Source organism: Myxococcus sp. SDU36, from assembly GCF_030168875.1.
GTDB classification, from domain to species: domain Bacteria; phylum Myxococcota; class Myxococcia; order Myxococcales; family Myxococcaceae; genus Myxococcus; species Myxococcus vastator.
Genome location: NZ_CP077414.1, coordinates 2,657,036 through 2,683,708, shown reverse-complemented (window position 1 = coordinate 2,683,708; position 26,673 = coordinate 2,657,036). Strand labels below are relative to the sequence as shown.

Annotated in this window: 26 protein-coding genes and 1 riboswitch; of the genes, 16 read left to right on the top strand and 10 right to left on the bottom strand. The window is 70.6% G+C overall.

Annotated elements, in window-relative coordinates:
• Positions 1-134: 134 nt before the first annotated feature.
• Genes KGD87_RS10405 through KGD87_RS10395 form a run of 3 tightly spaced genes read left to right on the top strand, consistent with a single transcriptional unit; the run spans position 135 to position 3,116 of the window.
• A complete protein-coding gene (locus KGD87_RS10405) occupies positions 135-1,325 on the top strand; it encodes a sensor histidine kinase (protein WP_284667303.1) in 1,191 nt (396 codons plus the stop codon).
• Positions 1,300-2,013, top strand: a complete 714-nt coding sequence (locus tag KGD87_RS10400) for a response regulator (protein ID WP_284667302.1) — start codon at positions 1,300-1,302, stop codon at positions 2,011-2,013. The genes KGD87_RS10405 and KGD87_RS10400 overlap by 26 nt, the downstream gene beginning before the upstream one ends.
• A complete protein-coding gene (locus tag KGD87_RS10395; protein WP_284667301.1) occupies positions 2,010-3,116 on the top strand; it encodes a sensor histidine kinase in 1,107 nt (368 codons plus the stop codon). Before KGD87_RS10400 ends, KGD87_RS10395 begins: the two co-directional genes overlap by 4 nt.
• A gap of 26 nt (positions 3,117-3,142) precedes the next feature.
• Here the strand turns inward: KGD87_RS10395 and KGD87_RS10390 are convergent, their stop codons facing one another.
• From KGD87_RS10390 to KGD87_RS10365, 6 genes are all read right to left on the bottom strand, one after another.
• Positions 3,143-5,017 carry a M56 family metallopeptidase gene (locus tag KGD87_RS10390; protein WP_284667299.1) on the bottom strand — a complete coding sequence of 625 codons (1,875 nt, stop codon included), beginning with the start codon at positions 5,015-5,017 and terminating at the stop codon, positions 3,143-3,145.
• On the bottom strand, positions 5,017-5,412 hold the full coding sequence (locus tag KGD87_RS10385; RefSeq protein WP_163786926.1) for a BlaI/MecI/CopY family transcriptional regulator: 396 nt from the start codon (positions 5,410-5,412) through the stop codon (positions 5,017-5,019). Before KGD87_RS10385 ends, KGD87_RS10390 begins: the two co-directional genes overlap by 1 nt.
• 84 nt (positions 5,413-5,496) lie before the next feature.
• The gene (locus KGD87_RS10380) at positions 5,497-6,912 is read right to left on the bottom strand and encodes a sigma-54-dependent transcriptional regulator (protein ID WP_284667297.1); all 1,416 of its coding nucleotides are present in this window, start codon (positions 6,910-6,912) and stop codon (positions 5,497-5,499) included.
• A gap of 27 nt (positions 6,913-6,939) precedes the next feature.
• The gene (locus KGD87_RS10375; RefSeq protein ID WP_284667296.1) at positions 6,940-7,437 is read right to left on the bottom strand and encodes an OsmC family protein; all 498 of its coding nucleotides are present in this window, start codon (positions 7,435-7,437) and stop codon (positions 6,940-6,942) included.
• 117 nt (positions 7,438-7,554) lie between these two features.
• A complete protein-coding gene (locus KGD87_RS10370; RefSeq protein ID WP_284667295.1) occupies positions 7,555-8,946 on the bottom strand; it encodes an SLC13 family permease in 1,392 nt (463 codons plus the stop codon).
• A gap of 67 nt (positions 8,947-9,013) precedes the next feature.
• Entirely contained in the window at positions 9,014-9,442 is a 429-nt protein-coding gene (locus KGD87_RS10365) for a CBS domain-containing protein (RefSeq protein ID WP_284667294.1), read from the bottom strand.
• 209 nt (positions 9,443-9,651) lie between these two features.
• A riboswitch (TPP riboswitch) is annotated at positions 9,652-9,759 on the top strand.
• Between the two features lie 49 nt (positions 9,760-9,808).
• Here KGD87_RS10365 and thiC point away from each other — a divergent pair.
• Together thiC and KGD87_RS10355 are read left to right on the top strand one after the other, a co-directional pair.
• Positions 9,809-11,683, top strand: a complete 1,875-nt coding sequence (gene thiC, locus KGD87_RS10360) for a phosphomethylpyrimidine synthase ThiC (protein WP_284667293.1) — start codon at positions 9,809-9,811, stop codon at positions 11,681-11,683.
• A 116-nt stretch (positions 11,684-11,799) separates the two neighbouring features.
• Positions 11,800-12,189, top strand: a complete 390-nt coding sequence (locus KGD87_RS10355; RefSeq protein ID WP_020478852.1) for a DUF4870 domain-containing protein — start codon at positions 11,800-11,802, stop codon at positions 12,187-12,189.
• A gap of 83 nt (positions 12,190-12,272) precedes the next feature.
• Here KGD87_RS10355 and moaA read toward each other — a convergent pair whose 3' ends face one another.
• From moaA to thiO, 3 genes are all read right to left on the bottom strand, one after another.
• Complete coding sequence (gene moaA / locus KGD87_RS10350) at positions 12,273-13,277, bottom strand: GTP 3',8-cyclase MoaA (protein WP_284667292.1); 1,005 nt, start codon at positions 13,275-13,277, stop codon at positions 12,273-12,275.
• Between the two features lie 15 nt (positions 13,278-13,292).
• A complete protein-coding gene (locus KGD87_RS10345) occupies positions 13,293-14,528 on the bottom strand; it encodes an HD-GYP domain-containing protein (protein WP_284667291.1) in 1,236 nt (411 codons plus the stop codon).
• Between the two features lie 176 nt (positions 14,529-14,704).
• Positions 14,705-15,823 (bottom strand): glycine oxidase ThiO, encoded by a 1,119-nt coding sequence (gene thiO / locus KGD87_RS10340; RefSeq protein WP_284667290.1) that lies wholly within the window; start codon positions 15,821-15,823, stop codon positions 14,705-14,707.
• 299 nt (positions 15,824-16,122) lie between these two features.
• On the opposite strand from thiO, the gene hisG reads away from it, so the two are divergent.
• From hisG to KGD87_RS10290, 10 genes are all read left to right on the top strand, one after another.
• A complete protein-coding gene (gene hisG, locus KGD87_RS10335; protein ID WP_284667289.1) occupies positions 16,123-16,983 on the top strand; it encodes an ATP phosphoribosyltransferase in 861 nt (286 codons plus the stop codon).
• Entirely contained in the window at positions 16,983-18,293 is a 1,311-nt protein-coding gene (gene hisD, locus KGD87_RS10330; protein ID WP_284667288.1) for a histidinol dehydrogenase, read from the top strand. Before hisG ends, hisD begins: the two co-directional genes overlap by 1 nt.
• On the top strand, positions 18,290-19,327 hold the full coding sequence (locus tag KGD87_RS10325; RefSeq protein WP_284667287.1) for a pyridoxal phosphate-dependent aminotransferase: 1,038 nt from the start codon (positions 18,290-18,292) through the stop codon (positions 19,325-19,327). The genes hisD and KGD87_RS10325 overlap by 4 nt, the downstream gene beginning before the upstream one ends.
• The gene (hisH, locus tag KGD87_RS10320) at positions 19,324-19,917 is read left to right on the top strand and encodes an imidazole glycerol phosphate synthase subunit HisH (protein ID WP_284667286.1); all 594 of its coding nucleotides are present in this window, start codon (positions 19,324-19,326) and stop codon (positions 19,915-19,917) included. Before KGD87_RS10325 ends, hisH begins: the two co-directional genes overlap by 4 nt.
• On the top strand, positions 19,914-20,630 hold the full coding sequence (locus KGD87_RS10315; protein ID WP_163776994.1) for a 1-(5-phosphoribosyl)-5-[(5-phosphoribosylamino)methylideneamino]imidazole-4-carboxamide isomerase: 717 nt from the start codon (positions 19,914-19,916) through the stop codon (positions 20,628-20,630). The genes hisH and KGD87_RS10315 overlap by 4 nt, the downstream gene beginning before the upstream one ends.
• Positions 20,627-21,163 carry an imidazoleglycerol-phosphate dehydratase gene (locus tag KGD87_RS10310; RefSeq protein ID WP_284667285.1) on the top strand — a complete coding sequence of 179 codons (537 nt, stop codon included), beginning with the start codon at positions 20,627-20,629 and terminating at the stop codon, positions 21,161-21,163. The genes KGD87_RS10315 and KGD87_RS10310 overlap by 4 nt, the downstream gene beginning before the upstream one ends.
• Complete coding sequence (gene hisF / locus KGD87_RS10305) at positions 21,163-21,924, top strand: imidazole glycerol phosphate synthase subunit HisF (protein WP_163776997.1); 762 nt, start codon at positions 21,163-21,165, stop codon at positions 21,922-21,924. Before KGD87_RS10310 ends, hisF begins: the two co-directional genes overlap by 1 nt.
• Positions 21,921-22,700 (top strand): histidinol-phosphatase, encoded by a 780-nt coding sequence (hisN, locus tag KGD87_RS10300; protein WP_284667284.1) that lies wholly within the window; start codon positions 21,921-21,923, stop codon positions 22,698-22,700. Before hisF ends, hisN begins: the two co-directional genes overlap by 4 nt.
• Positions 22,700-23,308: a bifunctional phosphoribosyl-AMP cyclohydrolase/phosphoribosyl-ATP diphosphatase HisIE gene (gene hisIE, locus KGD87_RS10295; RefSeq protein ID WP_284667283.1), complete on the top strand. Its 609-nt coding sequence runs from the start codon at positions 22,700-22,702 to the stop codon at positions 23,306-23,308. The genes hisN and hisIE overlap by 1 nt, the downstream gene beginning before the upstream one ends.
• A gap of 267 nt (positions 23,309-23,575) precedes the next feature.
• Positions 23,576-24,028 carry a DofB protein gene (locus KGD87_RS10290; RefSeq protein WP_163777003.1) on the top strand — a complete coding sequence of 151 codons (453 nt, stop codon included), beginning with the start codon at positions 23,576-23,578 and terminating at the stop codon, positions 24,026-24,028.
• Between the two features lie 14 nt (positions 24,029-24,042).
• On the opposite strand, the gene KGD87_RS10285 is transcribed toward KGD87_RS10290, so the two are convergent.
• Positions 24,043-25,179 carry a hypothetical protein gene (locus tag KGD87_RS10285; RefSeq protein WP_284667282.1) on the bottom strand — a complete coding sequence of 379 codons (1,137 nt, stop codon included), beginning with the start codon at positions 25,177-25,179 and terminating at the stop codon, positions 24,043-24,045.
• A gap of 80 nt (positions 25,180-25,259) precedes the next feature.
• On the opposite strand from KGD87_RS10285, the gene lpdA reads away from it, so the two are divergent.
• Positions 25,260-26,657: a dihydrolipoyl dehydrogenase gene (lpdA, locus tag KGD87_RS10280; protein ID WP_163777006.1), complete on the top strand. Its 1,398-nt coding sequence runs from the start codon at positions 25,260-25,262 to the stop codon at positions 26,655-26,657.
• Positions 26,658-26,673 lie beyond the last annotated feature (16 nt).

The following is a 26,673-nucleotide window of genomic DNA, read 5'->3' as shown; positions in this document are numbered from 1 at the left end:
CCAGGTCATGTCCCCGGCGGAGTCCTTGGGCTCGCGGGCGGTGACCCCTGGGCGGCGTGCCGAGCCGGCACGAGACAGGGAGGAAGTTCCTGCTCTCAAGCGTTCAGCGCGGATAGGCTCACACCCCAGGACTCATGGCGGAAACCTTGTTCGAGGAATTGAAGCGGTACGTGGGGTTCAGCTCGGTCGACGAGCAGGCTCTCGTGACCTTGCACGCCACCGCGAAGCCCCACTTCCCGCGCTTCGCTCGCGTCTTCTATGACCGCATCCTGGAGCATGAGGGGGCTCGGCAGGCGCTCGAAGGGGGAGAGAGCCAGGTGGGCCACCTGCGCGGCACCCTGCAGGTGTGGATGGACCAGCTCCTCCGCGGCCCCTGGGACGAGGCCTACTACGCGCTGCGCTGCCGCATTGGCCGCATGCACGTGCGCATCGCGTTGCCACAGCACTACATGTTCGGCGCGATGAACGTCCTGCGCCAGGAGTTCAACAGCCACATCGACGCCACCTACCTGGAGCAGCCCGCGGCGCTCCGGGCGGCCCGCTCCGCGGTGGGGAAGATGCTCGACCTGGAGCTGGCCATCATGCTCCACACGTACCGGGAGGACCTGCTGGCGCAGCAGGCGCGCAGCGAGCGGCTGTCGACGTTTGGCCAGCTGGTGGGCTCCATCGGTCACGAGCTGCGCAATCCGCTGGGCGTCATCGAGACGTCGCTCTACATCCTCCGCGGCCGCCCGGGGGCCATGGACGAGCGCACGACGAAGCACCTGGACCGCATTGGCGACCAGGTGGGCATCGCCAACCGCATCGTCTCCGACCTGCTGGACATGATTCGCGACCGGCCCCTGCACCGGCAGGAGGTCTGGCTGGACGAGGTCTGGCAGGAAGCGCTCAAGGCCGTGCAGCGGCCCGACACAGTCACCGTGAGCGCGGAGGGCCTGACCTCATTGCCCGCGGTTCAAGGAGACGCGGGGCAGCTGCGCCAGGTGTTCGTGAACCTGCTCGACAATGCCGTCCAGGCCTTGGAGGAGACGGGCGGGACGGTGTCGCTGTCCGCCGCCACGAGCGAGCCGGGGATGGTGGAGCTGGTGCTGGAGGACTCCGGGCCGGGCGTCAGCGACGTCATCCGCCGCCGCCTCTTCGAACCGCTGATGACGACGAAGGCGCGCGGCATCGGGCTCGGGCTCCCGCTGGTCAAGCGCATCCTGGAGCGGCATGGGGGGGGCATCGCGTATGTCCCCCGTCCCGGGGCGGGAGCGCGCTTCGTGATTCGGCTTTCCCTCATCGCTTCGGAGGAGACGCATGCGCCAATACCTCCTGCTGGATGACAACCGGGCGTTCGCGGAGAACCTCGCGGAGATCCTGCGCGACGCCGGGGACGCGGCCACCGTCGTCACGAGCGGCGACGAGGCCGTGCGGCTGGCCCGCACCACGCGCTTCGACGCCCTGCTGACGGACATGCGCATGCCCGGCATGAGCGGCGCGGATGCCGTGCACCACCTCCGCCGCGTGGACCCGGGCCTGGCCGCGGTGGTCATCACCGCGTACCCACGCCAGGATGATTTGGAGACGGCCCGGCGCGAAGGCCTGCTCGCGGTGCTGCCCAAGCCCGTGCCCATCCCCACGTTGGTGGAGCTGCTGTCCGGTGCTCGCCGGGATGGGCTGGTGGTGCTGGTGGAGGACGACCCGGCGCTGAGCGATAACCTCGCCGAGCTGCTGCGCGGGCGCGGCTTCTCCTGTGTGACGGCGGCCTCGGTGCTGGACGCGGACCGCATCCTCTGTGTGCACCCCTTCGCGGCGCTGGTGGACCTGCGCGTTCCCGGTGGCCCGGATGGCGAGGCCCTGCGCCGGCTTCGCGCGCGCTATCCGCGCCTGCCCACGTTCGTCATCACCGCCTATCCCGACGCGGCCCCGCTCGAAGGGGCCACGGGAGTCTTCTCCAAACCTTTTGACCCGGGCGCGCTGCTGGAGGTGCTGGAGACGGCGCACGCGGCACGCCCCACCCACGCCTCATGAGCGAGCCCACCCCTCCGTCCCTTCCGTCCGTCCTGGTGGTGGATGACAACGCGGCCTTTCTGGACAACTTGGAGGAGCTGCTCGGGGACGCGGGCTACGCCGTCCGAGGCGCGTCCAGTTGCAAGGCGGCGCACGCGCGGGCCCGGGAGGGCTTCGACGTGGCCCTGGTGGACCTGCGCCTGCCGGACGGAGATGGGACGGCGCTGGCCGCCGAGCTGAAGGCCGCGTCGCCGGACTCGGAGGTGGTGCTGCTCACGGGCTTCGCCACGCTGGAGACGGCGGTGGCCGCGGTGCGGGCGGGCGCGTGCGCGTACTTGATGAAGCCGTGCGCGCCGCAGGAGCTGCTGCTGACGCTGGAGCAGGCGATGCGGCAGGTGCGCCTGCACGCGGAGAAGCGCGAGCTGGCTCGGCGCGCCCAGGTGACGGAGAAGCTGGCGGCGGTGGGGACGATGACGGCGGGCCTGTCCCATGAGATTCGCAACCCGCTGAACGCGGCGGCGCTCCAGCTCTCCGTGCTCGAGCGGCGGCTGCGGCGGCTGCCGGACGGACAGCAGGCGCCCTTGCTGGAGCCCCTGCTGTTGGTGCGCGATGAAATCCGCCGCCTGGACCACGTCCTGGAGGACTTCCTCCAGTTCGCGCGGCCTCGGGAGTTCCGTCCCGCCGCCGTGGATGTGAACGAGCTGCTGCGGCGGGTGGTGGACCTGCTGAGCGGACAGGCCGCGTCCCGCAAGGTGTCGCTGGAGCTCACGCCGCGCGAGGCGCCGGTGCCGTCGGTGGCGGGCGAGGAGGAGCGGCTGCGTCAGGTGCTCATCAACCTGTGCCTCAACGCGCTGGAGGCCACGCCCGCGGGAGGTCGCGTGACGCTGTCAGCGGGGCACGAGGGCGGGCGCGTGTGGCTCACCGTGGACGACAGCGGCCCGGGCGTTCCCCAGGAGGTCCGGGACCGCATCTTCGAGCCCTTCTTCACCACGAAGGCCCAGGGCTCGGGGCTGGGGCTGTCCATCGTCCATGCCATCGTCACGCAGCATGGCGGTTCGCTGGAGGTGGACACGGCGCCCGGTGGGGGCGCCCGCTTCATCCTCAGGCTGCCGCTGGCGGGGTAGGGCCACGCAGCGGCACGCGGGACGCGCTACCGCTGCGCCGTCGGGCTGTGGAACTCGAAGGCGTCGCAGTCGTCGCACGTCCCTGGGTTCGCGGCGCCCACCACGTCGGAGAGGTCGAGCCCCGCGAGCTGTCGGGACTCGCTCGTTCCGCCACCCGGATCCTTCGTGAACCAGATGTCGAAGACGTAGCGCACGGCCACGGGCTTCCCGTTGAGCGTGGCGGGCTCGTAGCGCCAGGTGGAGAGCGTGCGGATGACGCCTTGCTCCAGGCCCCGCAGGCCCTGGATGGGCTGGCACTCGGTGACGGAGCCCTGCGCGGTGATGGTGCAGCGGGCCACCACCGCGCCCTTGGGGAAGCCCCCGAAGTGGGACTGAATCCCGTAGGCGATGTTGGGGAGGTGGATGCGCTCGCCCGAGAGGAACCGGGGCGGGGTGATGCCGGGCCGGAGCCTCTTGACGGGGGCTGACGCCTTCATGGCCTTGTAGACGGCGTCGAACGCGGACGCCCGTGAAGGAGCGGGCGCGGAGACGACCACCCGGGGCAGCTCGGCGGCGTGTTCATCGGCGTGCGCGGAGGCGGCCTCGGCCAGGGCGGCGTCGGGCGACTCCTGGGCGGGCGCGGCCGGCTCACCGTCGAGCGAGTAGGGCACGCGCGACAGCTCCGTGCGGGCAATCGTCCCCGTGTCCGGGATGAGCAGGGGCGCGGGCTGCGTGGAACGGGGCCTCGCCGCGGGTGCTCGCTCCGCCTTCGCCGCCGCCTTCGGGCGCTCGACGGGCGCGGGGGCCTGCCGGGCCTGGGCGGAGAAGGTCGCCGGGGCCACGAGCAGATGGTGCATGGGAAGGGTGCTGGGCGTTGCCTCCACGAGGAGGGACGGCGCGTTCACAGGCTCCGTGGCGTGGGCCGTCTCCGGCAACTGCGACGACCCCAGGGCCACGGCGAGCACGGCGCTGCCCAGCCCGCTGGCGAGCCGCCAGGACCGGCGCGGCGTCATGCCCTCGGACACGGACAGCAGGCGGCGCACGCGCATCAGCAGTGAGCCATCGCTGACGCCCAGGGCGGGGTGGGGGGACGGGGCCAGGCGCAGCTCCTCGATGTGGGCCAGGGCGCGGGCGTAGAGCAGCACATCCCCGCAGCACTGGACGGCCAGGTCATCCGCGCAGTGCTCACGCTCCTCGCGGATGCGGTGGGACAGCCACCAGACGGCCGGGTGGTAGAAGAGGAGGGTTTCCACGAAGGACTGGAGGAGGTTGACCAGGTAGTCGTGGCGCCGGATGTGGGCCAGCTCATGGGCGAGGATGGCCTCCAACTGCGCGGCGGACAGCCCGGTGAGGGTACCCGCTGGCACCAGGATGAGGGGGCGCCACAGGCCGATGACCATGGGCACGTCGACGCGGGCGGAGGCCAGCAGGCGCACGGGCCGGGAGAGGCGGACGTGGCGCAACGCACGCGCCAGCGCCTCGCGCCAGGGGGCGGAGGGGGCCTGCGTCTCCTGCCGGGCCAGCCGGTGGGTGATGACCCACGCGACCACGGTCCGGGCTGACAGGAGCAAGACGCCGCAGCACCACGCCGGCAGCAGCCAGGGCCGGAGCACCTCCGTCCAGTGCGGCGCCGCCAGGGCCGCGGTCTCCGTCGTGACCACCGTCAGCATGCTGGACTGGGCCAGCGACTCGAAGGCGCCGAACGTCACGGCGCGCGAGGCCTCCGCCAGCGCCGTCAGGAACGTCACCACGGGCAGCACGGCCATGGCCACCAGCCCCAGGCACGCGGTGGCGTAGCGCGTCCGCGCGGCGCGCTGCGGCGTCAGGGCCAGGATACCGGCGACAGCCAGGGACACCACCGCGCCCTGCCACAGGAAGCCGAGCAGGGCCTGTTCCAAGGCGTGGAGATAACGCGCGTCCATCACTTCCCCCGCTTTTCGTGTGCGTCGAGCAGCCTGCGAATCTCCGCCAGCTCCTCGGCGGAGGCGCGCTTCATGGACAACGCCTGGGCCACGACCGACGTGGCCGACCCCCCGAAGGCCCGGTCCATCAAGTCGCGCAGGAGGTCGCGCTGGGTGCGCGTCTCGCTGAGGGCGGCTTCATAGACATGGGTCCGCTCGCTCTCGTCACGCTGGACGATGCCCTTCTCCGTCATGTTCTGGAGGAGCTTGAGGACCGTGGTGTAGCCGGTGTCCTTGTCCTGGGTGCCCCGGAGCAGCTCGTGCACCTGCCGGACGGTGCTGGGGCCCTGCTTCCAGAGCACACGGAGGATGGCCAGCTCGGCACGCGTCGGCTGCGGGAGGGCGTGGGTGGTCATCTCGCGGAGTATTACGACGGTCGTCGTAAGAGTCAACGACGCCCGTCGTAGATGTCCGGTCCTGGAAGACGCCGCCCGAAGCCGCTACGACTCCGCGGCCAGGTCATCCGCGTCGTCGGTCACGGCCTTCAGCGGCGCGCCGCCCGGCGTGCCGTACTCCTTGAGCCGGTACTGAATCTTCCGCACGCTGATGCCCAGCACCTCGGCGGCCCGTGACGTGGAGCCCTGCACCATCTCCAGCGTGCGCAGGATGGCCTCGCGCTCAATCGCCGCCAGCGTGGCGCCCGGGATGAGCGCCCCCGTGGACGTCCCATGCGGCCGGGGGCCCCGCAGCACGGGCGGCAGGTCATCCGTGGACAGCTCCTGCCCCTGTGCCAGCACCACCGCGCGCTCGATGGCGTTCTCCAGCTCGCGGATGTTGCCCGGCCAGTCATGGGACAGCAGCGCCTGGAGCGTCCCGGGCGCCAGGCCCCGCACCTGCTTGCCGTACGAATCGCTGTACTTCTCCAGGAAGTGATTCACCAGCGCGGGCACGTCGCTCTTGCGGTCCCTCAGCGGCGGCAGCGTCACGCTCACCACGTTGAGCCGGTAGTAGAGGTCCTCGCGGAACCGGCCCGCCTTCACCTCGGCCACCAGGTCCCGGTGCGTGGCCGCGACGATGCGCACGTCCACCTTCAGCGTCTGGGTGCCACCCACGCGCTCGAACTCACGCTGCTGGAGCACGCGCAGCAGCTTCACCTGCACGGCGGGGGAGATTTCTCCAATCTCGTCCAGGAACAGCGTGCCGCCGTCCGCCAGCTCGAAGCGGCCTTCCTTCCGGGCCAGCGCCCCCGTGAATGAGCCCTTCTCGTGACCGAACAGCTCGCTCTCCAGCAGGTTCTCCGACAGGGCCGCGCAGTGCACCCGGATGAAGGGCTTGTCCTTGCGTGGCGACTCCTGGTGCAGGGCCTGGGCAATCAGCTCCTTGCCCGTGCCCGACTCACCCAGGATGAGCACCGTGGCGCGCGTGCCCGCCGTCCGGCGGATGACGTCGTAGATGCCCTGGAGCTGGGGCGACTCGCCGATGATGTCGTGGAAGCGGCGCACGCGCGAGCGCACCTGATCTCTCAGGGCCTCGGCCTCCTGGCGCAGGCTGCGCTTCTCCAGCGCCTTGCCCAGGGTGACGAGCACCTGGTCCGCGTCCAGCGGCTTGAGCAGGAAGTTGTCCGCGCCGGACTTCATGGCCTCCACGGCCGTCTCCACGCTGGCGAACGCCGTCATCATCACGAAGGTGGCGTCGCTGCCCTGCTCGCGCGCCGTCTTCAGCAGCGTGAGGCCGTCCATCTGCGGCATGCGCACGTCGGTGAGCACCACCGCGGGGGAGAACTCGCCGATGCGGACCAGGGCCTCGGCCCCGTTGGCGGCCTCGGCTACTTCGTAGCCTTCCTCATTCAGGATGGTGGCAATCGCCCGGCGGGCATTGTCCTCATCGTCGACGACCAGGATGCGCTGTGGGGACATGGGGGAGGTGGAGCCTTTGCGGTCAGGTCAGGAGGCGGGGGCAATCGCGGCGGGTACGCTTCGCCCACTGCTACGCGCGTGCCACGCTTCGACCACCGGTTCGATGCGTGGAGTGATGTGGATGACGGAGCTGGGGAAGCAGTGCGCGGGGAGCTCGGTGAAGATGAGGCGGACGGCCTCCGCGTCGGCCTCGGTGGCCACGGCCACGTGTGGGCGCACGATGAGGTCGGTGAGGTGCGGCGGCCCGTCCACGCCACACACCACGCGGGCCACCGCGGAGCTTTGGTAGAAGAGCACGCGCACGTCCGCCTCCCGCGCGTGTTCCAGGAACGCCAGCAGGGTGCGTCCCTCCACCGCGCCCACGAGCAGGGCCTCCGGGGACCAGGGGCCCACGGCCACCGCTTCCTGTCCGGTCAGCGGCTGGCCAATGGGCACGGGCGGCGCACGGTCGCTCGTCAGCACGGCGCCGCGCGCTCCCTGCCAATAGAGGCGCGTTTCGTACTCAGTGATGGTCACATTCGTCACGAGCTCACCTCCGCCGAAGCCTGAGCAGGCAGTGCCTCTTCAACGCGCATGCCGCGCGACTGCTTCTTCCGGGACGTCGCGTTCGTACCGGGGTGCCGAGCAGGCGGGGAGAGAAACTCATGGCAAGCCAAAGAGGCGCAACACAGCCGGGCCCGAGAGGCTCACCAGCAGACAGCCGCCCAACATCAGGGGAACCCCCAACTTCATCAGCTCGGAGGAGGCCAGTCCTTCGCCCACCGCCATCGCATTGGGCGGGGTGCTGATGACGAAGGGCATGCCCAGCGAGCAGCCCAGGGCCACGAGGACCGGCGTCGACGCGGCGGGATGCAGCTGCGTGGCCAGGGGGATGAGGAGCGCCGCGGTCCCGGTGTTGCTCATCAGCGCGGAGAGCACCGCCGCCGCGGCCACCAAGACCCCCAGCTGCACCGGCACCGGCCAGCCCGCGAGGTCCGCGCTGGCCAGCGCGCGAGCGACGAGCCCGGAGTGTTCCAGCAGCCGGCCCAGGGCGATGCCACCGGCGATGAGCAGCAGCGTGGCCCAGTCCAACCGGCCCAGGTCCTCGCGCTTCAGCAGGCCGCTGCCGAAGAGCAGCGCGGTGGCGGCCAGCGCCACCACGGGCGCGGGCACGCCGTGGAGCGGCTCCGACAGCCAGGCCACCACGCACGCCGCGCTCACCCAGAGCACGCGGCGTCCCGAGCGCGCCAGGGACACGGGCGCCTCGGTGGGCAGCGTCAGGCTGCCGCCCACGCGGAAGCGCAGCAGCACCAGGCCGAAGCCCACCATCAGCAGGAGCAGCGTGAGCGGCAGGGCGAAGGACATCCACTTCGCGAAGGTGACTTGCGCATGCCCGGACGCGGCGGAGACGGCGAGCGCATTGGGGCCGCTGCCCACGGGCGTGGCGATGCCGCCGAAGTTGGCGCCCAGGGCCACGCCCAGCAGCAGCGCGGGCCGCAGCGGCGCGCCCGCGGGCATCGCCTGGAGCAGGGGACGCAGCGCGGCCAGCATCATCGCCGCCGCGGCCACGTTGGACATCCACATGGAGAGGAAGGCCACGCCCGCCATCACCCACAACACCAGCCGCCGCGGCCGTCCACCCGACAGCCGCATCACGTGCCGTGCCACCGAGGCGTCCAGGCCGTGCCGCATGGCGGCCACTTCCAGCGTGAAGCCACCCAGGAACAGGATGAGCACCGGGTCCGCGCACCACGCGAGCACCGAGGGCAGCTGATAGGCACGGTCCAACGGCCCCAGGAGGACGGGCGTGGCGCCCAGCAGCAGCAGCGTGGGCACGAAGGATGGCACCACCTCCGTCAGCCAGAGCACCAGACACGCACCGCCGATGAGCACCGTGCGCGTGGCCACCGGGCCCTCGACGCCGAGGAGCGCCACCAGCGCCACCCCCGCGAGCCCGGCCAGCGCGAGCGCATGCCGGGACGCGGAGACGCCGGGGGGCGTCGCGGAGAGGGGCGCCTCGGCGGAGGCCGCGCCGGCAAGGGGAGTGGGGGACATGGGATGGGGGAACGCGCGCCAGGCGGAGCGGGGACGTGGGGACGCCGCTCACGCGCTGGCAGCGACGTCAGGTGTATTCGGCGGCCAGCTCGCGGCGGTCCTGCTCTCCGATGAGGTGCTGGGCGTAGCGGACCAGGTCCGCCTCGGTGAGGAGGCCCTGGAGGACGCCGCCCTCATCCACCACGGGCAGGCAGCCGTACTTGTGATCGAGCATCAGCGTCACCGCCCGGCGCAGCGGTGTGTCCGGACGCACCGTCTGCACGTCGCGCGTCATGATGTCCGCGGCCCAGAGCGGCTGCGCGGCCGGATCCGTGGCGTGGGTGGCGGCGGCGCGCAGCAGGTCCCGGTGGGTGATGAGGCCCACCAGCTTGTCTTGCCGCACCACCGGCAGGTGACGGATGCGGTGCAGCCGGAGCAGCTCATCCGCCTTGGCCAGGTTCTGCGTTTCCTTGAGCGTGACGACGTCACGGGTCATCAGCTCTCCGACAATCTGCATGGCGGTACTCCTGGCGCGTGGAAGACGTCTACGTCCCTTCGTCACTGCATCTCCAAGGCCAACCGGTCTGCCCCTGGGAACTGTGTTTCCCGGCCTGGGGGCGCGCAAGTTTTGCGTGGAGGCTCGCCGCTCCGCAGACATTGCGCGGTCGACAAGCGCCTGGTCCCGCGGCCGGGTTGAAGCCGGCCTCGCTGTGCGCTAAATGCTCACCCTGTCGCTAGGGGTGCCCCGGAAGGGGCTGAGACGGCCGTGGTTCCGGCCAACCCTTGGAACCTGAACCGGTTCGTACCGGCGGAGGGAAGCGGCCCGGGAGGCTTGCCGCCCTCCGAGCGTCTGCCCGTCCGCCCTCTGAAGAGGAGATGCGTGATGAGCGGAGCGTCCAGAAGCCTGAAGGTCGACGGGAAGGTGCTGGAGGGAGTCAGCCGGGGCCCGCTGCCAGCCTCGCGCAAGGTGTACGTGCCCGGCGTGCTGCACCCGGACCTGCGCGTGCCGCTGCGCGAAATCAGCCAGACGCCCACGCGCCACGGCCACGGGCCGGACGCGAAGGAGACGGCCAATCCGCCCGTGCACGTCTACGACTCCAGCGGGCCGTACACGGACCCGGCGGCGGAGCTCGACCTGCGGCAGGGCCTGCCCGCGCTGCGCGAGTCCTGGATTCTAGGCCGCAACGACACCGAAGCGCTGTCCGGCGTGAGCTCCGAGTATGGCCGCGCCCGTGAAGTGGACCCGCGTCTGGCGGGGCTGCGCTTTGCCCACCGCCGCGCGCCGCGCGTGGCGAAGTCCGGTGCCAACGTCACGCAGCTGCACTACGCGCGCAAGGGCATCATCACCCCGGAGATGGAGTACGTGGCGCTGCGGGAGAACCTCCAGGTGGAGGCCGCGCTCGCGGCCCAGCACCCGGGCCAGTCCTGGGGCGCGGCGATTCCGCGGGTGATGACGCCCGAGTTCGTGCGCGACGAAATCGCGCGGGGCCGCGCCATCATCCCGGCCAACATCAATCACCCGGAGCTGGAGCCGATGATCATCGGCCGCAACTTCCTGGTGAAGATCAACGCCAACATCGGCAACTCGGCCGTCACGTCTTCCATCGAGGAAGAGGTGGAGAAGATGGTGTGGTCCATCCGCTGGGGCGCGGACACGGTGATGGACCTGTCCACGGGCCGCAACATCCACGAGACGCGCGAGTGGATTCTCCGCAACGCGCCGGTCCCCATCGGCACCGTGCCCATCTACCAGGCGCTGGAGAAGGTGGGCGGCAAGGCGGAGGACCTCACCTGGGAGCTGTACCGCGACACGCTCATCGAGCAGTGCGAGCAGGGCGTGGACTACTTCACCATCCACGCGGGCGTGCTGCTGCGCTACGTGCCGTGGACGGCGAAGCGCCTCACCGGCATCGTCAGCCGCGGCGGCTCCATCATGGCCAAGTGGTGCCTCGCCCACCACCGGGAGAACTTCCTCTACACGCACTTCGAGGAGATCTGCGAAATCATGAAGGCGTACGACGTCAGCTTCAGCCTGGGGGACGGGCTGCGGCCGGGCTCCATCGCGGACGCCAACGACGCGGCGCAGTTCGGCGAACTGGAGACGCTGGGCGAGCTGACCCAGATCGCCTGGAAGCACGACGTGCAGGTGATGATTGAAGGCCCGGGCCACGTGCCCATGCACCTCATCCAGGAGAACATGACGAAGCAGCTGGCCGTGTGCGGCGAGGCGCCGTTCTACACGCTGGGGCCTCTGACGACGGACATCGCGCCGGGCTACGACCACTTCACCAGCGGCATCGGCGCGGCGATGATCGGCTGGTTCGGCACGGCGATGCTCTGCTACGTGACGCCCAAGGAGCACCTGGGCCTGCCCGACCGGGACGACGTGAAGGAAGGCGTCATCACGTACAAGATCGCCGCCCACGCCGCGGACCTGGCCAAGGGACATCCAGGCGCCCAGGCTCGGGACAACGCGCTGTCCAAGGCCCGCTTCGAGTTCCGCTGGGAGGACCAGTTCAACCTGTCGCTGGACCCCGAGCGCGCCCGCGCCTTCCACGACGAGACGCTGCCGGCGGAGGGCGCGAAGGTGGCCCACTTCTGCTCCATGTGCGGTCCGCAGTTCTGCTCCATGAAGATCACGCAGGAGGTGCGCGACTTCGCGGAGAAGCAGGGCATGAGCGACGACGCCGCGCTCCAAGCCTCGCTCGAGGAGAAGAGCGAGGAATTCAAGAAGGCGGGGAGCCAGTTGTACCGCTAGGCGGGTGACCCGTCAGATCACCTGTCCTGGACGTGACAATCAGCGCGGGTGCGTGTCATGGTGAACCCCAATGGGCGCGGTGTGCGCGCCCGAGACATCTTTGGAGGGGATTTTCAATGGAGACTCCGCCGCAGGAGCAAATGGGTTCGTTCATCAGTGGCACGCCGATGCCGACCCAGGATGAGAAGACGATGGGCCTGCTCGCTCACATGGGCACCATCCTGGCCAACTTCGTGGGCCTGGGCTTCGCCGTGCCGCTGGTGTTGATGCTGACGAAGGGCAAGGAGTCCTCCTTCGTCCGCGCTCACGCCGTGGAGTCGCTGAACTTCCAGATCACGGTGTTCATCGCGGCCTTCGTCAGCGCCATCACCGTGTGCATCGGCATTGGCGCCGTCCTGCTGCCCATCGTCGGCATCGTGGCCATCGTCTTCGCCATCATCGCGGGCCTGAAGGCGAACGAGGGCCAGCTCTACAAGTACCCGGTCAACATCCGACTGGTGAAGTAGCGCGCCGCTTCGGGCCCAGCGGACACGGGCCAGGAACACTCGGGCGGGCCAGGCGCGAAGGCGCGGGCCCGCCCGTCGTCTTTTCAGCCGCCGATGCCCATCATGGACAGCAGCGTGGCGCCGTTGCCGGGCTCGGTGAAGCGGTGGCCCTCCGGCTTGTCGCCCAGCGCCCGGCGGATGGCCACGGCCAGCTCCACGTCGCTGGCGCCGCCGCGGATGAGCTGGTGCAGCGGCGCCTGCGCCCGGCCGCCCAGGCAGCTGCGCAGGTCGCCATTGGACGCCACGCGCACGCGGTTGCAGCTGCCGCAGAAGTTCTGGGTGAGCGGGGAGATGAAGCCCACGCGGCCCCCGGGCGCGCGCCAGTAACGGGCCGGTCCGGCGGCGTCGCCCGTGTCATCGGGCTCGGGCTCCAGCGGCAGGCCCGAGGCCTGGAGCCGCTCCACCAGCTCCGCGGTGGGCACCGGCGTGCCCTGGCCAAAAGGCATCAGCTCGATGAAGCGGGGCGTGACGCCGCGCGCGTGCGCATAGGCGACCAGGGCGGGGGCTTCCGCGTCATTCACGCCGCGCATGACGACGACGTTGAGCTTGAGAGACGCGTAGCCGGCGCCCGCCGCCGCGTCCAGGCCTCGCAGCACCGCGTCGAAATCCCCCTGCTTGGAGATGCGGCGGAACGTCTCCGCCAGGAGGGTGTCCAGGCTCAGGTTGAGCTGGGTGACGCCCGCCTCGCGCAGGGGGAGGGCGAGCCGCTCCAGGTGGCTGGCATTGCTGGTGATGGCCAGGTGCTGGATGCCGGGCACCGCGGCGATGCGCCGGGCGATGTCCAGGATGTCCGGGCGGATCAACGGCTCGCCGCCGGTGAGCCGCACGCGGCGGATGCCCATGCGAGCGAAGACGGAGGTGATGCGCTCCAGCTCCTCGGGGCCCAGCAGGTCCCGCTTGCCGCCCCACGAGGCGGGCGAGCAGTAGCCGCACCGGAAGTTGCACCGGTCGGTGATGCTCAGCCGCAGGTACGTCATCCGCCGCCCCTGCGCATCCAGCAGGGGCGGCGCCAGCACGGAAGGCGGAGGCTGGAGGGCGGGAGCGGTCATCTCATCCAGCCAGGCTCACCCCTTGTTGCCAGCCGCCGAACGAACGACGCCCGACTTGGGCGCGTCATCGTCGCTGGCGGGGTGGCCGGGAACGGCGGCGTCCACGTCGTCGTCCAGGTCCGTGAGCCGGGCCAGCTCCGCCTCGGCGTCATGGGCGTCCTGCTCGGCCTGCGGGAGCTGGAGCTTCTTGAGCGCCATCTCCTGCTTGATGCGGATCAGCCCCTCCTCGCCAATGTCGAGGAACGCCCGGACGACCTCCGGATCGAACTGCGTGTTGGCGCAGCGCTTGATCTCCTGGATGGCGTTGGTGAACGTCGTCCCCTTGCGGTACGGCCGGTCGCTCGTCATCGCGTCCAGCGTGTCCGCCACGGCGAAGATGCGCGCGCCAATGTGGATTTCGTGCCGCTGGAGGTTGCGCGGATAGCCGGCGCCGTCCCAGCGCTCCTGGTGCGACAGGACGATGGAGGCGGGCGTGTCCAGGAACGGAATGGCCTGGATCATCTGGAAGCCGATGTCCGGGTGCTTGCGCATCTCCAGCCACTCGTCCGGCGTGAGCTTGCCGGGCTTGAGCAGCACCGCGTCCGGCACGCCAATCTTCCCGATGTCGTGCAGCAGCGCGCCGCGTCCAATCTCCTCCATCTCCTTGCCCTGGATGCCCATGCGCTGCGCGATGGCGGACGTGTAGCTGACCACGCGCTGGGAGTGGTCGCTCGTCTCGTGCTCGCGCGCGTCCAGGGCGGCCACCAGGGCCAGCAGCGTGTTCTGGTACGTGTTGGCGATGTCGCGCAGGGCGCTGCGCAGCTCCGCCGTCCTGTCCCGGACCTTGCGCTCCAGCTTCTTCTGGTAGCGCTTGCGCGCCATCTCGATGCGGCGCTTGGCCAGCGCCCGTTCAATGGCCCGGATGAGGTCCGTGAGCTTGGGGGGCTTGAGCAGGTAGTCCACCGCGCCACGGCGCAGGCAGTCCACGGCGGACTCGGTGTCACCGTAGCCCGTGAGCATGATGACCGAGGTGTCGGGGAGCCGTTCGCGGAGGTTCTCCAGGAGCCAGAGGCCGTCCTTGCCCGGCATCTTCATGTCGCTGATGACGAGCGGAGTCTCCTCCTCGCCCGCCAGGTCCAGGGCCATCTCGGCCCCGTTGGCGACGACGCAGTTGTAGCCTTCCTCACGCAGCAGGACGGAGATGACGTCGCGTACGGAGTCGTCATCGTCGACGATGAGGATTCGGGGTGGGGCAGGGGGGATGGCTTCCACGGCGAGCGATTCTAGAGGTTTCCGGGTTTCATTGGCCAACGACTACGGGAATTTACCATCGGATCAGGCTCCACGGCTGAGCGAACGGGCGGCCTGGCGAGGGGACGGCCCCTGTCGGGAGGTGGGACAGGCAGTCACAGCGCCCCGTCCGCCCTCCGCCCCTTGACGCCGGGGGCTCAGGTGCGGGGTTGGGTGGGCGCGCGGTCGTACCGGAAGGGCGCCAGGTCCACCGCGGGCCGCTCGCCCAGCACGGCCTGTGCGACGAGCTTCGCGGTGATGGGGGCCAGGAGGATGCCGTTGCGGAAGTGGCCCGTGGCCAGGAAGAGCCCGGGGACGGGGCCTTCGCCCAGGAAGGGCCGCTGGTCCTCGGTCCACGGACGGAAGCCCGCCCACGTCTCCGTCACGGGCGCCGAGCCCAGCTCCGGGCACAGCTCCAGGGCCATGTCGAGGATGCGCGCCAGCCCCGCCGCGGTCACCTGCTTGTCGAAGCCCACCAGCTCCATGGTGCTGCCCGCGATGACCCGGCCGTCCGCGCGCGGCACCAGGTAGCCCTTCTCGGACGTGACGACACGCTCCAGCAGGGGCAGGCGTGTCTGGAATTGAACCATCTGCCCGCGCGCGGGCCGCACCGCTCGGGCGTCCACACCAGCGCCGTGGACCAGGGCGGACCAGGAGCCCGCGGCCAGCACCACCGCGTCGGCGCGCAGCAGCTCGCCGTCCAGGTCCACGCCCACCGCGCGGCCACCTTCCCGCACCACGCCGCGCACGTAGCCGCCGCGGAACTGCGCGCCCACCCGGGCGGCGGCCATCGTCAGGGCGCGCACCAGGAGCCGGTTGTCCAGCTGATGGTCGTCCGGGAAGTGCGCGGCGCCCACGGCCTTCGCGGAGAGGCGCGGCTCCAGCTCGCGGGCCGCGGCGCCGTCGAGCAGCTCGGCCCGCAGGCCCATGCCGCGCTGCCATGCCACCGTGGCGTCCAGGGGGGGCAGGCTGGCCTCGTTGAAGGCGACCTTGAGGATGCCGCAGGGCCGGTAGGCCACGTCCACGCCGGACAGCTCGCGCAGCTCGGCGGCGAAGGCGGGGTAGAGGCCGCGGCTGCGGAGGCACAGCTCCAGGAAGGGGCCCGGACCGTCGGACTCCATCTGGGGCGCGAGCATCCCCGCCGCCGCGCTGGAGGCCTCCGCGCCTGGAATGGAGCGCTCCAGCACGACGACGCGAACGCCGGCCTGCCGCAGCCGCAGCGCGATGCCGCAGCCCATGATGCCCCCACCCACGATGATGACGTCCGCGACTCGCATGGGCGCTTCCTGCTCGCCCGCGAGGGTGTTTGCAAGCGTCGCGCGGGCTCTATTCCGGGCCCGGTTGACGGCGCGGCGGTTTGTCGTTACTCATACGGCGATGCTCTTCGCGTCCCTTCACCATCACCATGCGCATCATCGGCTCGGCCCCGACGGGACCGTTCGCCATGCGCATGCCTGGGTGAGACGCTAGACGCACCCACCACGGCACCTGCCGCAGCGACCGAAGGCCCGTCCCCCCAGGACGGGCCTTTTTTCGTTTCCGCGTCGTTGTCTCCTCGCAGTCTTGAAGGTTCCCCATGCTGCTGAAGATTGCTCTGCCCAACAAAGGCCGCCTCTCGGACGAAGTACGGGAGTTGTTCAATGACGCGGGCCTGGAGGTGCGGGCCCGGGGTGAGCGCGCGCTCACCGCGTCCCTGGGCGGAGAGTTCGAGGCCATCTTCGTCCGCGCCCAGGACATCCCGGAGTTCGTGGCGGATGGCGCCGCGCACGCGGGCGTCACCGGTTGGGACCTGGTGTGCGAGTCCGGACGCGAGCTGGACCTGCTGATGGACCTGGAGTTCGGCAGGTGCCGCCTGGTGGTGGCGGCGCGGGAGGAGGGCGGCTTCGCCTCGCCGGAGGACGTGAAGGAGGGCATGCGGGTCGCGTCCTGCTTCCCCCGGTTGACGCAGGAGTACTTCGCCCGGCGCGGGCAGCGGGTGGCGGTGGTGCCGGTGTCGGGCGCGGCGGAGATCGCGCCCCACCTGGGCATCGCGGACATCGTCGTGGACCTGACGTCCACCGGCTCCACGCTGAAGATGAATGGCCTGCGCGAGGTGGCCACGGTGCTGGAGTCCAGCGCGCGGCTGGTGGCGTGCAAGGGCAACCCGGTGGACGCGCAGCGGAAGCTGGACGAGCTGAAGCAGGCGCTGGGCTCGGTGCTGGCGGCGCGCGGCAAGCGCTACCTGATGGCCAACGTGCCAAGGGACTCGCTCGTCCGGGTGCGCGAGGTCCTCCCGGGCCTCAACGGCCCCACCGTGGTGGACGTGCTGGACGGCGGCGACTTCGTGGCCGTGCACGCGGTGGTGCCGGCGAAGACCATCTACCGCACCATCAACGCGCTGAAGGCCCTGGGCTGCGAGGGCATCCTCGTCACCCGCATCGAAAGGTTGATGGCGTGATGGCCGCCCTTGCTTCGTCGACCCTGAGGTACCGCGGTCCTTTGTCCTCTCTGGCCCGGGAGGACTTCCGGCGCCTGCTGGACCGGGCGAGTGGCTCCGATGCCCGCGTCGCGCTGCGCGTGCGGGAGCTCATCGCCCGCGTGCGCGCGGAAGGAGACCAGGCGCTCTTTGAACTCGCGCGGCAGCTCGACCGCGTGGAGCTGACGGCGCTGGAGGTTCCACGAGACGTCTGTGCCGCGGCGCTCGCCGGATTGGAGCCATCGGTCAGGGACGCGCTGGCTCGGGCGGCTCGCAACATTGCCCTGGCGCACGCGCCGCAGAGGCCGCGGCTGGTGGAGGTTGAAACGGAGCCCGGCGTGCTCGTGGGCCGGCGGCCGGATCCGCTGGGCCGCGTGGGGGTGTATGCCCCGGGAGGCCGCGCGGTGTACCCCAGCAGCGTCCTGATGGGCGTGGTGCCCGCGAAGGTGGCGGGCGTGGGCGAGGTCATCGTGTGCTCGCCGCCGGGGCCTGATGGCTTGCCGCACCCCAGCGTGCTGGCTGCGGCGTCCCTGGCGGGCGCGGACCGCGTCTTCTCGCTGGGCGGCGCGGGGGCGGTGGCGGCCATGGCCCATGGCACGGAGAGCGTACCGCGCGTGGACCGCATCGTGGGGCCGGGCAATGCCTACGTGGCCGAGGCCAAGCTGCAGGTGGTGGGCGCGGTGGCGATTGAAGCGCCCGCGGGCCCCAGTGAAATCCTGGTCGTGGCCGACGACACGGCGAACCCGGCCGCGGTGGCGCGAGAGATGTTGGCCCAGGCAGAGCATGATCCGGAGGCGGCCTGCGTCACGCTGGCGCTGGGCGACGCGCTGGCGGACGCCATCGCCGCGGAGGTGGAGCGACAGGCCGAGCGCGCGAAGCGGTGGGAGATTGTCACCTCGGCCCTGGGCTCGCGCGGCGCGGTGCTGACGGTGGCGTCCCTGGAGGAAGCCTGGCCCTTCGTGGCGGACTTCGCGCCGGAGCACCTGCTCATCGCCACGGCGACGGCGCAGGAGGACCTGGGACGGGTGCGCAACGCGGGCACCGTCTTCCTGGGAGAGCGTTCGTCGGTGGCCTACGGCGATTACATGACGGGCTCCAACCACGTGTTGCCCACGGCGGGGTTGGCGCGGGCGTACTCGGGACTCAACCTGCTCGACTTCTACCGGTGGACCACGTACCAGCGCGTCACGCCGGCGGCGGCGGCGGCCCTGGCGGAGGACGTGGGGCGGCTGGCTGACAGTGAAGGCCTCTTCGCGCACGCGGACGCCGCGCGCGCCTGGGGGCGGCCATGATTCCCAGGCGGGCTTCGTATCGGGACATTCCGCTGTACGCGCCTTCAAAGCGGCCGTGCCGGGTGGACCTGAGTGACAACACCAACCTCTTCGGTGTTCCTCCTGCCGTGGAGCGGGTGCTTGCCTCCACCGTGTCCGGCGTACCGCGCTATCCCCAGGGCTATGCGCCGGAGCTGCGCCGGGCGCTGGCGGCGTCCATTGGCGCGGCGCCCGACGAGATAACGACGGGCTGCGGCTCGGATGACGTCATCGACTCGGCGCTGCGCGCCTTCCTGGAGCCCGGGGACACACTGGCCTTCCAGGACCCGACCTTCGTCATGGTGCCGCTGTTCGCCAAGGTGAATGGGCTCAAGGCCGTGCCCGTTCCGCTGAAGCCGGACTTCGACGTGGATGCGGACGCGCTGCTCGCCACGGGGGCGAAGGTCATCTACCTGTGCTCGCCCAACAACCCCACAGGCACCGCGCTGTCGCGGGCGGCGGTGGAGCGTATCGCCGAGGACGCGCCCGGCATCGTCATCATTGATGAAGCCTATGCGGACTTCGCGCCGGGGAAGGACTTCCTCGGCCTGGCGCGACGGCGGTCGAACGTGCTGGTGACGCGCACCTTCTCCAAGGCCTTCGGGCTGGCGGGGCTGCGGGTGGGGTGGGGCGCCGGCTCGCCCGAGCTGGTGTCGGAGGTGGAGAAGGCTCGCGGACCCTACAAGCTCACCAGCGTCGCGGAGGCGGTGGCCGTCTCGGTGCTGAACGATGACGCGGACTGGGTGCGAGCCCGTGCGGAGGAGGCCGTCGCCTGTCGCGAGCGGCTGCGTGGCGAGCTGGTGTCGCTGGGCCTGTCGCCGCTGCCATCGGAGGCCAACTTCCTGATGGTGCCGCTTCCGGGCGCGCTGGCGGTGGCGGAGCGGATGCGGGAGCGGGACGTGAATGTGCGGGCGTTCCAGTCGCTGACGGGCGTGGGCGACGCGCTCCGCGTCGGTGTGGGGCCCTGGCCCTTGATGGAGACAGCGCTGGCGGCGCTGCGGGAGGCGTTGCGATGAGAGTCACCTTGTTCGACTACGGCGCGGGCAATCTCCACTCGCTGGCCAAGGCCCTGGCCACGGTGCCGGGCGCGGAGGTGCGCGTACAGGAGGACCCCTTGCGCGCGCTGGACACCGACGTCCTGGTGCTGCCGGGTGTGGGCGCCTTCGGGGCGGCGGTGGCGCGGCTCGAGCCGGGGCGTGAAGCCATGCGCGCGGCACTGGAGCAGGGCCTGCCGTGCCTGGGCATCTGCCTGGGCATGCAGTTGCTCTTCGAAGGCAGTGACGAAGGCGAGGGCGCCGGCCTGGGCTACTTCGCGGGCCGGGTGACGCGACTGGCAACGAAGCGGGTGCCAGAGATTGGGTGGAATCAGGTGGAGGACGAACGCACGCTGGCGGGAGCGCGGCTGGACACCGTGTACTACGCGCACAGCTTCGTCTGCCGCGCCGCGGATGCTTCGGTGGTGACGGGGTGGACGACGCACGAGCAGGACCGCTTCCCGGCGGCGGTGCGCAGGGGGAGGGTGGTGGGCGTGCAGTTCCACCCGGAGAAGTCCTCCACGGCGGGCGTGCGCTTCGTGCAAACGTTCCTGCGGGAGGTGGCGTCGTGATTGCGATTCCCGCCATCGACCTGCGCGAGGGCGCGTGCGTCCAGCTCGTGGGCGGCTCCTACGCGGAGGAGAAGGTCCGGGTGGAGGACCCGCTGGAGGCGCTGAGGCAATGGCGCAGCCACGGCTTCCGCGCGTTCCATGTCGTGGACCTGGACGCGGCGCTGGGCAAGGGCTCCAACTCGGACGCCATCTTCCAACTGACGGCCTACGAGCGCGGGCTCACCTTCTCGGTGGGCGGCGGCGTGCGCGACTCCGACCGGGTGGAGGCCGTCCTGGCGGGAGGCGCCGAGTTCGTGGTGGTGGGGACTCGCGCCATTGAAGACGCCGCCTGGCTGGCGGACATCGCGAACCGCTTCCCCGGCCGGGTCGTCGTCGCCGCGGACGTGAAGGGGCGCGAGGTGGTGACGCGAGGCTGGACGGCGGGGAGCCACCGCGACATCCGCGAGGTGCTGGCGTCCTTCGAGCCCTTGCCGCTGGGGGGCCTGCTCGTGACGGCGGTCCACAAGGAGGGGCAGCTGTCGGGCGTGGACCTGCCGCTGATGCGGGAGGTGGCGAGCACCAGCCGACACCGCCTGTACGCGTCGGGTGGCGTGACGACGATGGAGGACCTGAGGGCCCTGGCGGCGGCGGGCGCCTACGGGGCCGTCATTGGCATGGCGCTGTACACCGGAAGGCTGGATGCGAGCGCAGTCGCTCAGGAGTTCGCGGGATGACCACTGTCGTTCGAGAGACGAAGGAGACGCAGGTCCGGGTGGCGTTGTCGCCGGGCAAGGGCGTCACGGACGTGGACACGGGGCTGAAGTTCTTCGACCACATGCTGGCCACCTTCGCGCGCTACGCGGGGCTGGACCTCACGCTGCATGCGCGGGGGGACCTCACGCACCATGTGATGGAGGACGTGGCCATCACCCTGGGCACGGCGGTGCAGCAGGTGATTCCGGCCACGGCCGCGCGCTTCGCCGAGCGCACCATTCCCATGGACGACGCGCTGGTGCAGGCCTGCCTGGATGCGGGGGGACGCTTCTATTACCAGGGCCCGCTGAAGAACCGGCTCTACGAGCACTGGATGCGTTCGTTCAGCGAGCACGCCCGGGTGACGCTGCACCTGCGCGTGCTGCGCGGAAAGGACAGCCACCACGCGACGGAGGCGGCCTTCAAGGCGCTGGGGCTGGCGCTGCGGGATGCCATGGTGGATTCGGGAACGGTGTTCAGCATGAAGGGCGCCGTGTCCCTGGAGGTGAAGTGATGCTCACGCGACGGCTCGTCGTCTGTCTGGACGTGAAGGGCGGACGCGTGGTGAAGGGCGTCCAGTTCGAGGGACTCCGCGACGTGGGCGACCCGGTGGAGCTGGCCCGGCGCTACGAGGCGGAGGGCGCGGATGAGGTGACGTTCCTCGACATCTCCGCCAGCGCCGAGGAGCGCGGCACGTTGTGGGAGTTGGTGCGGCGCACCGCCGAGCAGCTCTTCATCCCCCTGGCGGTCGGCGGCGGGGTTCGCACGGTGGAGGACGTGGGCCGGGCGCTGCGGGCGGGCGCGGACAAGGTGAGCATCAACTCCGCGGCGGTGGCCAACCCGGCGCTGCTCACCGCCTGCGCGGAGCGCTTCGGCGCCCAGTGCGTGGTGGCCAGCATCGACGCGAAGCGGGACGGCGACCGCTGGCGCGTCTACACCCATGGCGGCAGGAAGCCCACGGACCTGGACGCGGTGGCCTGGGCGCGCGAGTGCGTGGCGCGAGGGGCCGGGGAAGTGCTCCTCACCAGCATCGACCGGGATGGCGCGCGGACGGGCTATGACCTGGCGCTGACGCGGGCCGTGTCGGAGGCGGTGGCTGTGCCCGTCATCGCCTCGGGCGGCGCGGGCAGCGCGGCGCACGTCCGGGAGGCGTTCCAGGAGGGCGGCGCTGACGCGGCCCTGGTCGCGGGCATCCTGCACGACGGCCTCACCACGGTGGGGGCCATCAAGGCGCTGCTCCGCGAGGGCGGCCTTCACATTCGGAGCGTGGCATGACGGACTCGGGAACGCTGATGCAGGCCGCCGCCGAGGTGGCGCGGCTCGCGGGTGACGTGGCGTTGGGCTTCTTCCGCGGTGGCCTCGCGGTGGACACGAAGTCGGACGGCTCTCCGGTGACGGTGGCGGACCGCACGGCGGAGTCCCGTGCGCGCGAGTGGCTGGAGGCGCGCTTCCCCCAGGACGGCATCCTGGGCGAGGAGTTCGGCGAGACGCGTCCGGGCGCGAAGCGCCGGTGGATTCTGGACCCCATCGACGGGACGAAGACGTTCATCCGCGGCGTCCCGCTGTGGGGCACGCTGGTGGCGCTGGCGGAAGGCGAGCGCATCCTCGTGGGGGCCGCGTACTTCCCCGCGGTGAGTGAGTTGCTGGTGGCGGCGCCAGGACAGGGCTGCTTCTGGAACGACCGGCGCGCGGCCGTGTCCACGCAGGCGGAGCTGTCCCAGTCGGTAATGCTGTCCACGGATGCGCGCTTCCCGGTGTACCCGGAGCGCGGGGCGGCCTGGCGCGCGCTCGCGCGGGACGCGGCCGTGGAGCGCACCTGGGGGGATTGTTACGGCTACCTGCTGGTGGCCACCGGGCGCGCGGAGGTCATGGTGGATGAGCTGCTGTCCCCCTGGGATGGCGCGGCCTTGCAGCCCATCATCGAGGAAGCGGGCGGTGTGTTCACCGACTGGACGGGCCGGCGGACCGCGTTCGGCGGAAACGGTATCGCCACCAACGCGGCCATGGCGCGCGGGGTGCGGGAACGGCTTGGCGCCGTGGAGGCACGTTGATGCTCGACCTGGATGCGCTCGACTTCGCGAAGGGCAACGGACTGGTGACGGTCGTCACGCAGGACGCGGGCACGGGTGACGTGTTGATGGTGGCGCATGCCGACCGGGAAGCCCTGGCGCGCACGCTGGCCACGGGAGAGATGCACTACCGCTCGCGCACGCGCGGCCTGTGGCACAAGGGCGCCACCAGTGGAAACGTCCAGCGCGTGGTGGCGCTCCGCGCCGACTGTGACGGTGACGCGGTGCTCGCGCGCGTGGAGAAGGCGGGCCCCGCATGTCACACGGGGACGGAGACCTGCTTCGGCCCTGGCCGCTGGGATGCGCTGAGCGCGCTGGATGACACGCTCGCCCGGCGCGCCGCACCCGTGGACCGGCCCGATGATGCGCCCCCGAGCTACACGCGCCGCCTGCTGGAGGACCGCAACCTGCGCTTGAAGAAGCTGGGCGAGGAGGCCGCGGAGCTGGTGACGGCATGCGCGGACGCGGATGCCTCACGCGCCGCGGAGGAAGCGGCGGACGTGCTCTACCACGTGCTCGTCGCCGTCCGGCCGCTGGGCCTCTCGCTCGACGATGTGAAGGCGGTGCTCGCCCGGCGCGCTTCTCGCTGATCCACCACACACGTCCGCTTCACGACAGAATCCGGCGAATCCTGGAGATGACGCAGGTGTATACGTGTTTTCCCTGAGTATCGGTGTCGGTGCGGTTGGATTTGTCCGTTTCCGCTGCAGGGTAGGGCCACGGGGCCGGGCGAAATGAAGGCCGGTTCAAGTGTCGCGCACTTCAACGAATGGAGTGTTCCTGCTACAGATCCGACCGCACGGCAGCGTGGCAAGCCGGGCGGGTGCCGGTCAGGCGCTCGCCTCACCGGAGGCATCGTGAACGGCCCGACCTACAAAGCGGAGATCATCGACCGAGTCATCTTCTCCCGCTGGGAGAATCCTCCGACGAAGGAGGACGTGACGCTGGTGCTGGCGCAGATGCAGGAGGCGGCGACGCGGCTCAACACGAACCTCATCTACGTGGGGTCGGTGAGCTCGAAGTCGAAGGTGCCTGACGCGAACGAGCGCGCCGTACTCAATCAGTTCCTCATGGATGCCCGCCGCACCTGCGTGGAGCAGGCGTGGCTCATCTACGAAGGCACGGACCTGCAGCACAACCTTCAGCGCGTCATCATCTCCGGCGTGCTCATCCTCACGCGCACCTTCGACAACTTCCTGTCGGTCGCGAAGTCGGGTGACTCCATCGTCAAGGACGTGAGCGCGGTGCTGAAGAAGGACGCCGCGCCGCTCTTCACGTTGGCCAAGGAGCGCGGCCTCATCGCCGCCTGACCTCGGCGGCGCCTTCAACGGGCGCCGTGGACCTCCAGCTCCATCAGCTCGGTGTCCGCGCGCTCGGGGAAGACGCTCACTGCGTCCACGTCGCGCAGCGGCACCTGGAGCGGGCACTGCTCCCACTGACCCGTGCCGTTGAAGCGGCACACGGTGGGGTTGACGAAGGCGAAGTCCTTCTCCGGGTCCTTCAAGCCCACGCCCCGCGGCGTCCGGACGATGGCCCGCACCGTCCCCGGTCCCGTGGCGCGGACCGTCACCGACACGAGCTGCTTTAACGTGGGCGCGTAGCTCGCGCGCAGCGCGCCGTCCGCCTCCCAGCGCTTGCTCTTGAGCGCCTGGCCTACCGGGACGCCTGTGTTCTCGTCCCGGTCGAACGCCTGGAAGCCGGGCTCGGTGCCTTCAATCTGGTCCGGCTTCATGGCGCTCGTCTCCGGAGGCGTGGGGCCCGCGGCCAGGGCGACCAGCGCGGGCGTGGGCGCCACGAGGTTCGCGGCGGCGGCGCGCAGCAGCGCGTCATCCAGGAGTCCGGCCTGCGAGCAGCGAGGCGCCAGCGCTCCGGTGAGCGCGAGCACCGGTGGCCGCACTGTGAGGCCCGACTGGGCCGCGGGCGCGAGCCCCAACTGGACGAGCGAGGCACAGGCCCCTCCCAGGCCCGCCCCCGCATGCTCCAGGTTCCACTTCGCGCTCGCGGTGTCGGAATGCGGACCCACCGCGGCGCTCAGCAGGGCCTGTCCCACGGCCTGGGCGCACGAATTGGCGGCGGGCGGGCAGCGCTCACACAGGCTGGCCAGCAGGCCACGCAGCGGTGTGGCTTCTCCTTCGGATAAGGGCGAGCGGGCGTCCAGGGCCGCGCCCAGCGCGCAGGCGCGGACGGGCGGCTGACGGCATGCGTCGAGCTGCTGGCGGGCCTCCGCCAGGACCCGGGGGTCCTGGGGCGTGCGGAGGGCGCTTTCGAGGGTCCGCTCCAGCGTGCGGCACTCAGGGGTGGAGAAGGGAACGGGGGCTCCAGCCGGGGCGTCACCCGCCTGGGCCATTCGCGCTGGCCTTGGAACGGGCGCTTCCTCCTGGTGCGTCACACACCAGAGGCGTCCGAAGGCGATGAGTGCCACCAACATCAAGAGGAGGGTTCGGAGCGGGAAACGGCGCACGAGCAAACTCCTTGATTCCAACCGGGACCGGGGGTTATCAGCCCCACCGGGTTCCATCCGCAATAATTACGGAGGCGTGCGTGGCTGAGACGTTCGACGTGGTGATCATCGGTTCGGGCCCCGGCGGCTACGTGGGCGCCATTCGCGCGGGTCAGCTGGGCCTGAAGACGGCCATCATCGAGAAGGACAAGCGGCTGGGTGGCACCTGCCTCCACCGCGGCTGCATCCCGACCAAGTCCCTGCTGTGGACCGCGGAGCTGTTCCACCACGTCCGCGAAGCGGCTGACTTCGGCGTTGATGTGAGCAGCCCGGCCATCAACTGGCCCAACGCGATGAAGCACAAGGACAAGATTGTCACCAAGGGTGCCAACGGCATCGACTTTTTGATGAAGAAGAACAAGGTGACGGTGGTCAAGGGCCACGGCCGCATCGCCGGCAAGGGCAAGGTGGAGGTCACCGCCGAGGACGGCTCCAAGCAGGTCCTGGAGGCGAAGAACATCATCATCGCCACGGGCTCGGTGCCCAAGTCCCTGCCCAACGTCCCCGTGGACCACAAGCGGGTGCTGAACAGCGACTCCATCCTGCAGATCGACCGCGTCCCCAAGAGCATCATCGTGCTGGGCGCTGGCGCGGTGGGCTGTGAGTTCGCCTCCGTATTCAACCACGTGGGCAGCAAGACCTCCATCGTGGAGTACCTGCCCGCGCTGCTCCCCATCGAGGACGCGGACATCTCCAAGGAGCTGGAGAAGATCTTCAAGCGCCGCGGCATCGACGTGCACACCGGCTCCGCGGTGGAGAAGGTGGAGCACACGGCGGACGGCGTGCGCGTCACCATGAAGGTGGGCAACGAGACCAAGACGCTGGAGGCGGAGATCCTCCTGTCGGCGGTGGGCCGCTCGCCCGTCACCGAGGACGTGGGCCTGAACAAGACGAACATCCAGGCCGAGCGCGGCTACATCAAGGTCGACTCGATGCTGCGCACCTCCGAGCCGAACGTCTACGCCGTGGGCGACATCATCCCCACGCCGATGCTGGCGCACATGGCCAGCGCGGAGTGCGTGGTGGCGGTGGAGCACATCGCCGGGAAGAACCCGCAGCCCATCAACTACGACCTGACGCCGTCGGCCACGTACTGCTACCCCGAGGTCGCCTCGGTGGGCCTGACGGAGAAGAAGGCCAAGGAGCGGGGCTACGACGTGAAGGTGGGCATCGCGCCGATGGGCGCCGTGACGAAGGCCGCCATCTCCAACGAGGCCACCGGCATGATCAAGATCGTGTCGGACCGGAAGTACGACGAGGTCCTCGGCGTGCACCTCATCGGGCCGCACGCGACGGAGCTGCTGGCCGAGGCGTGCGTCGCGCTGAAGCTGGAGATCACCACCGAGGAGCTGGCCAACACCATCCACGCGCACCCGACGCTCTCGGAAATCGTGCACGAGGGTGCCGAGGCCACGCTGGGCCACCCGCGCCACTTCTAAGGCGGCGGCGCCTCGC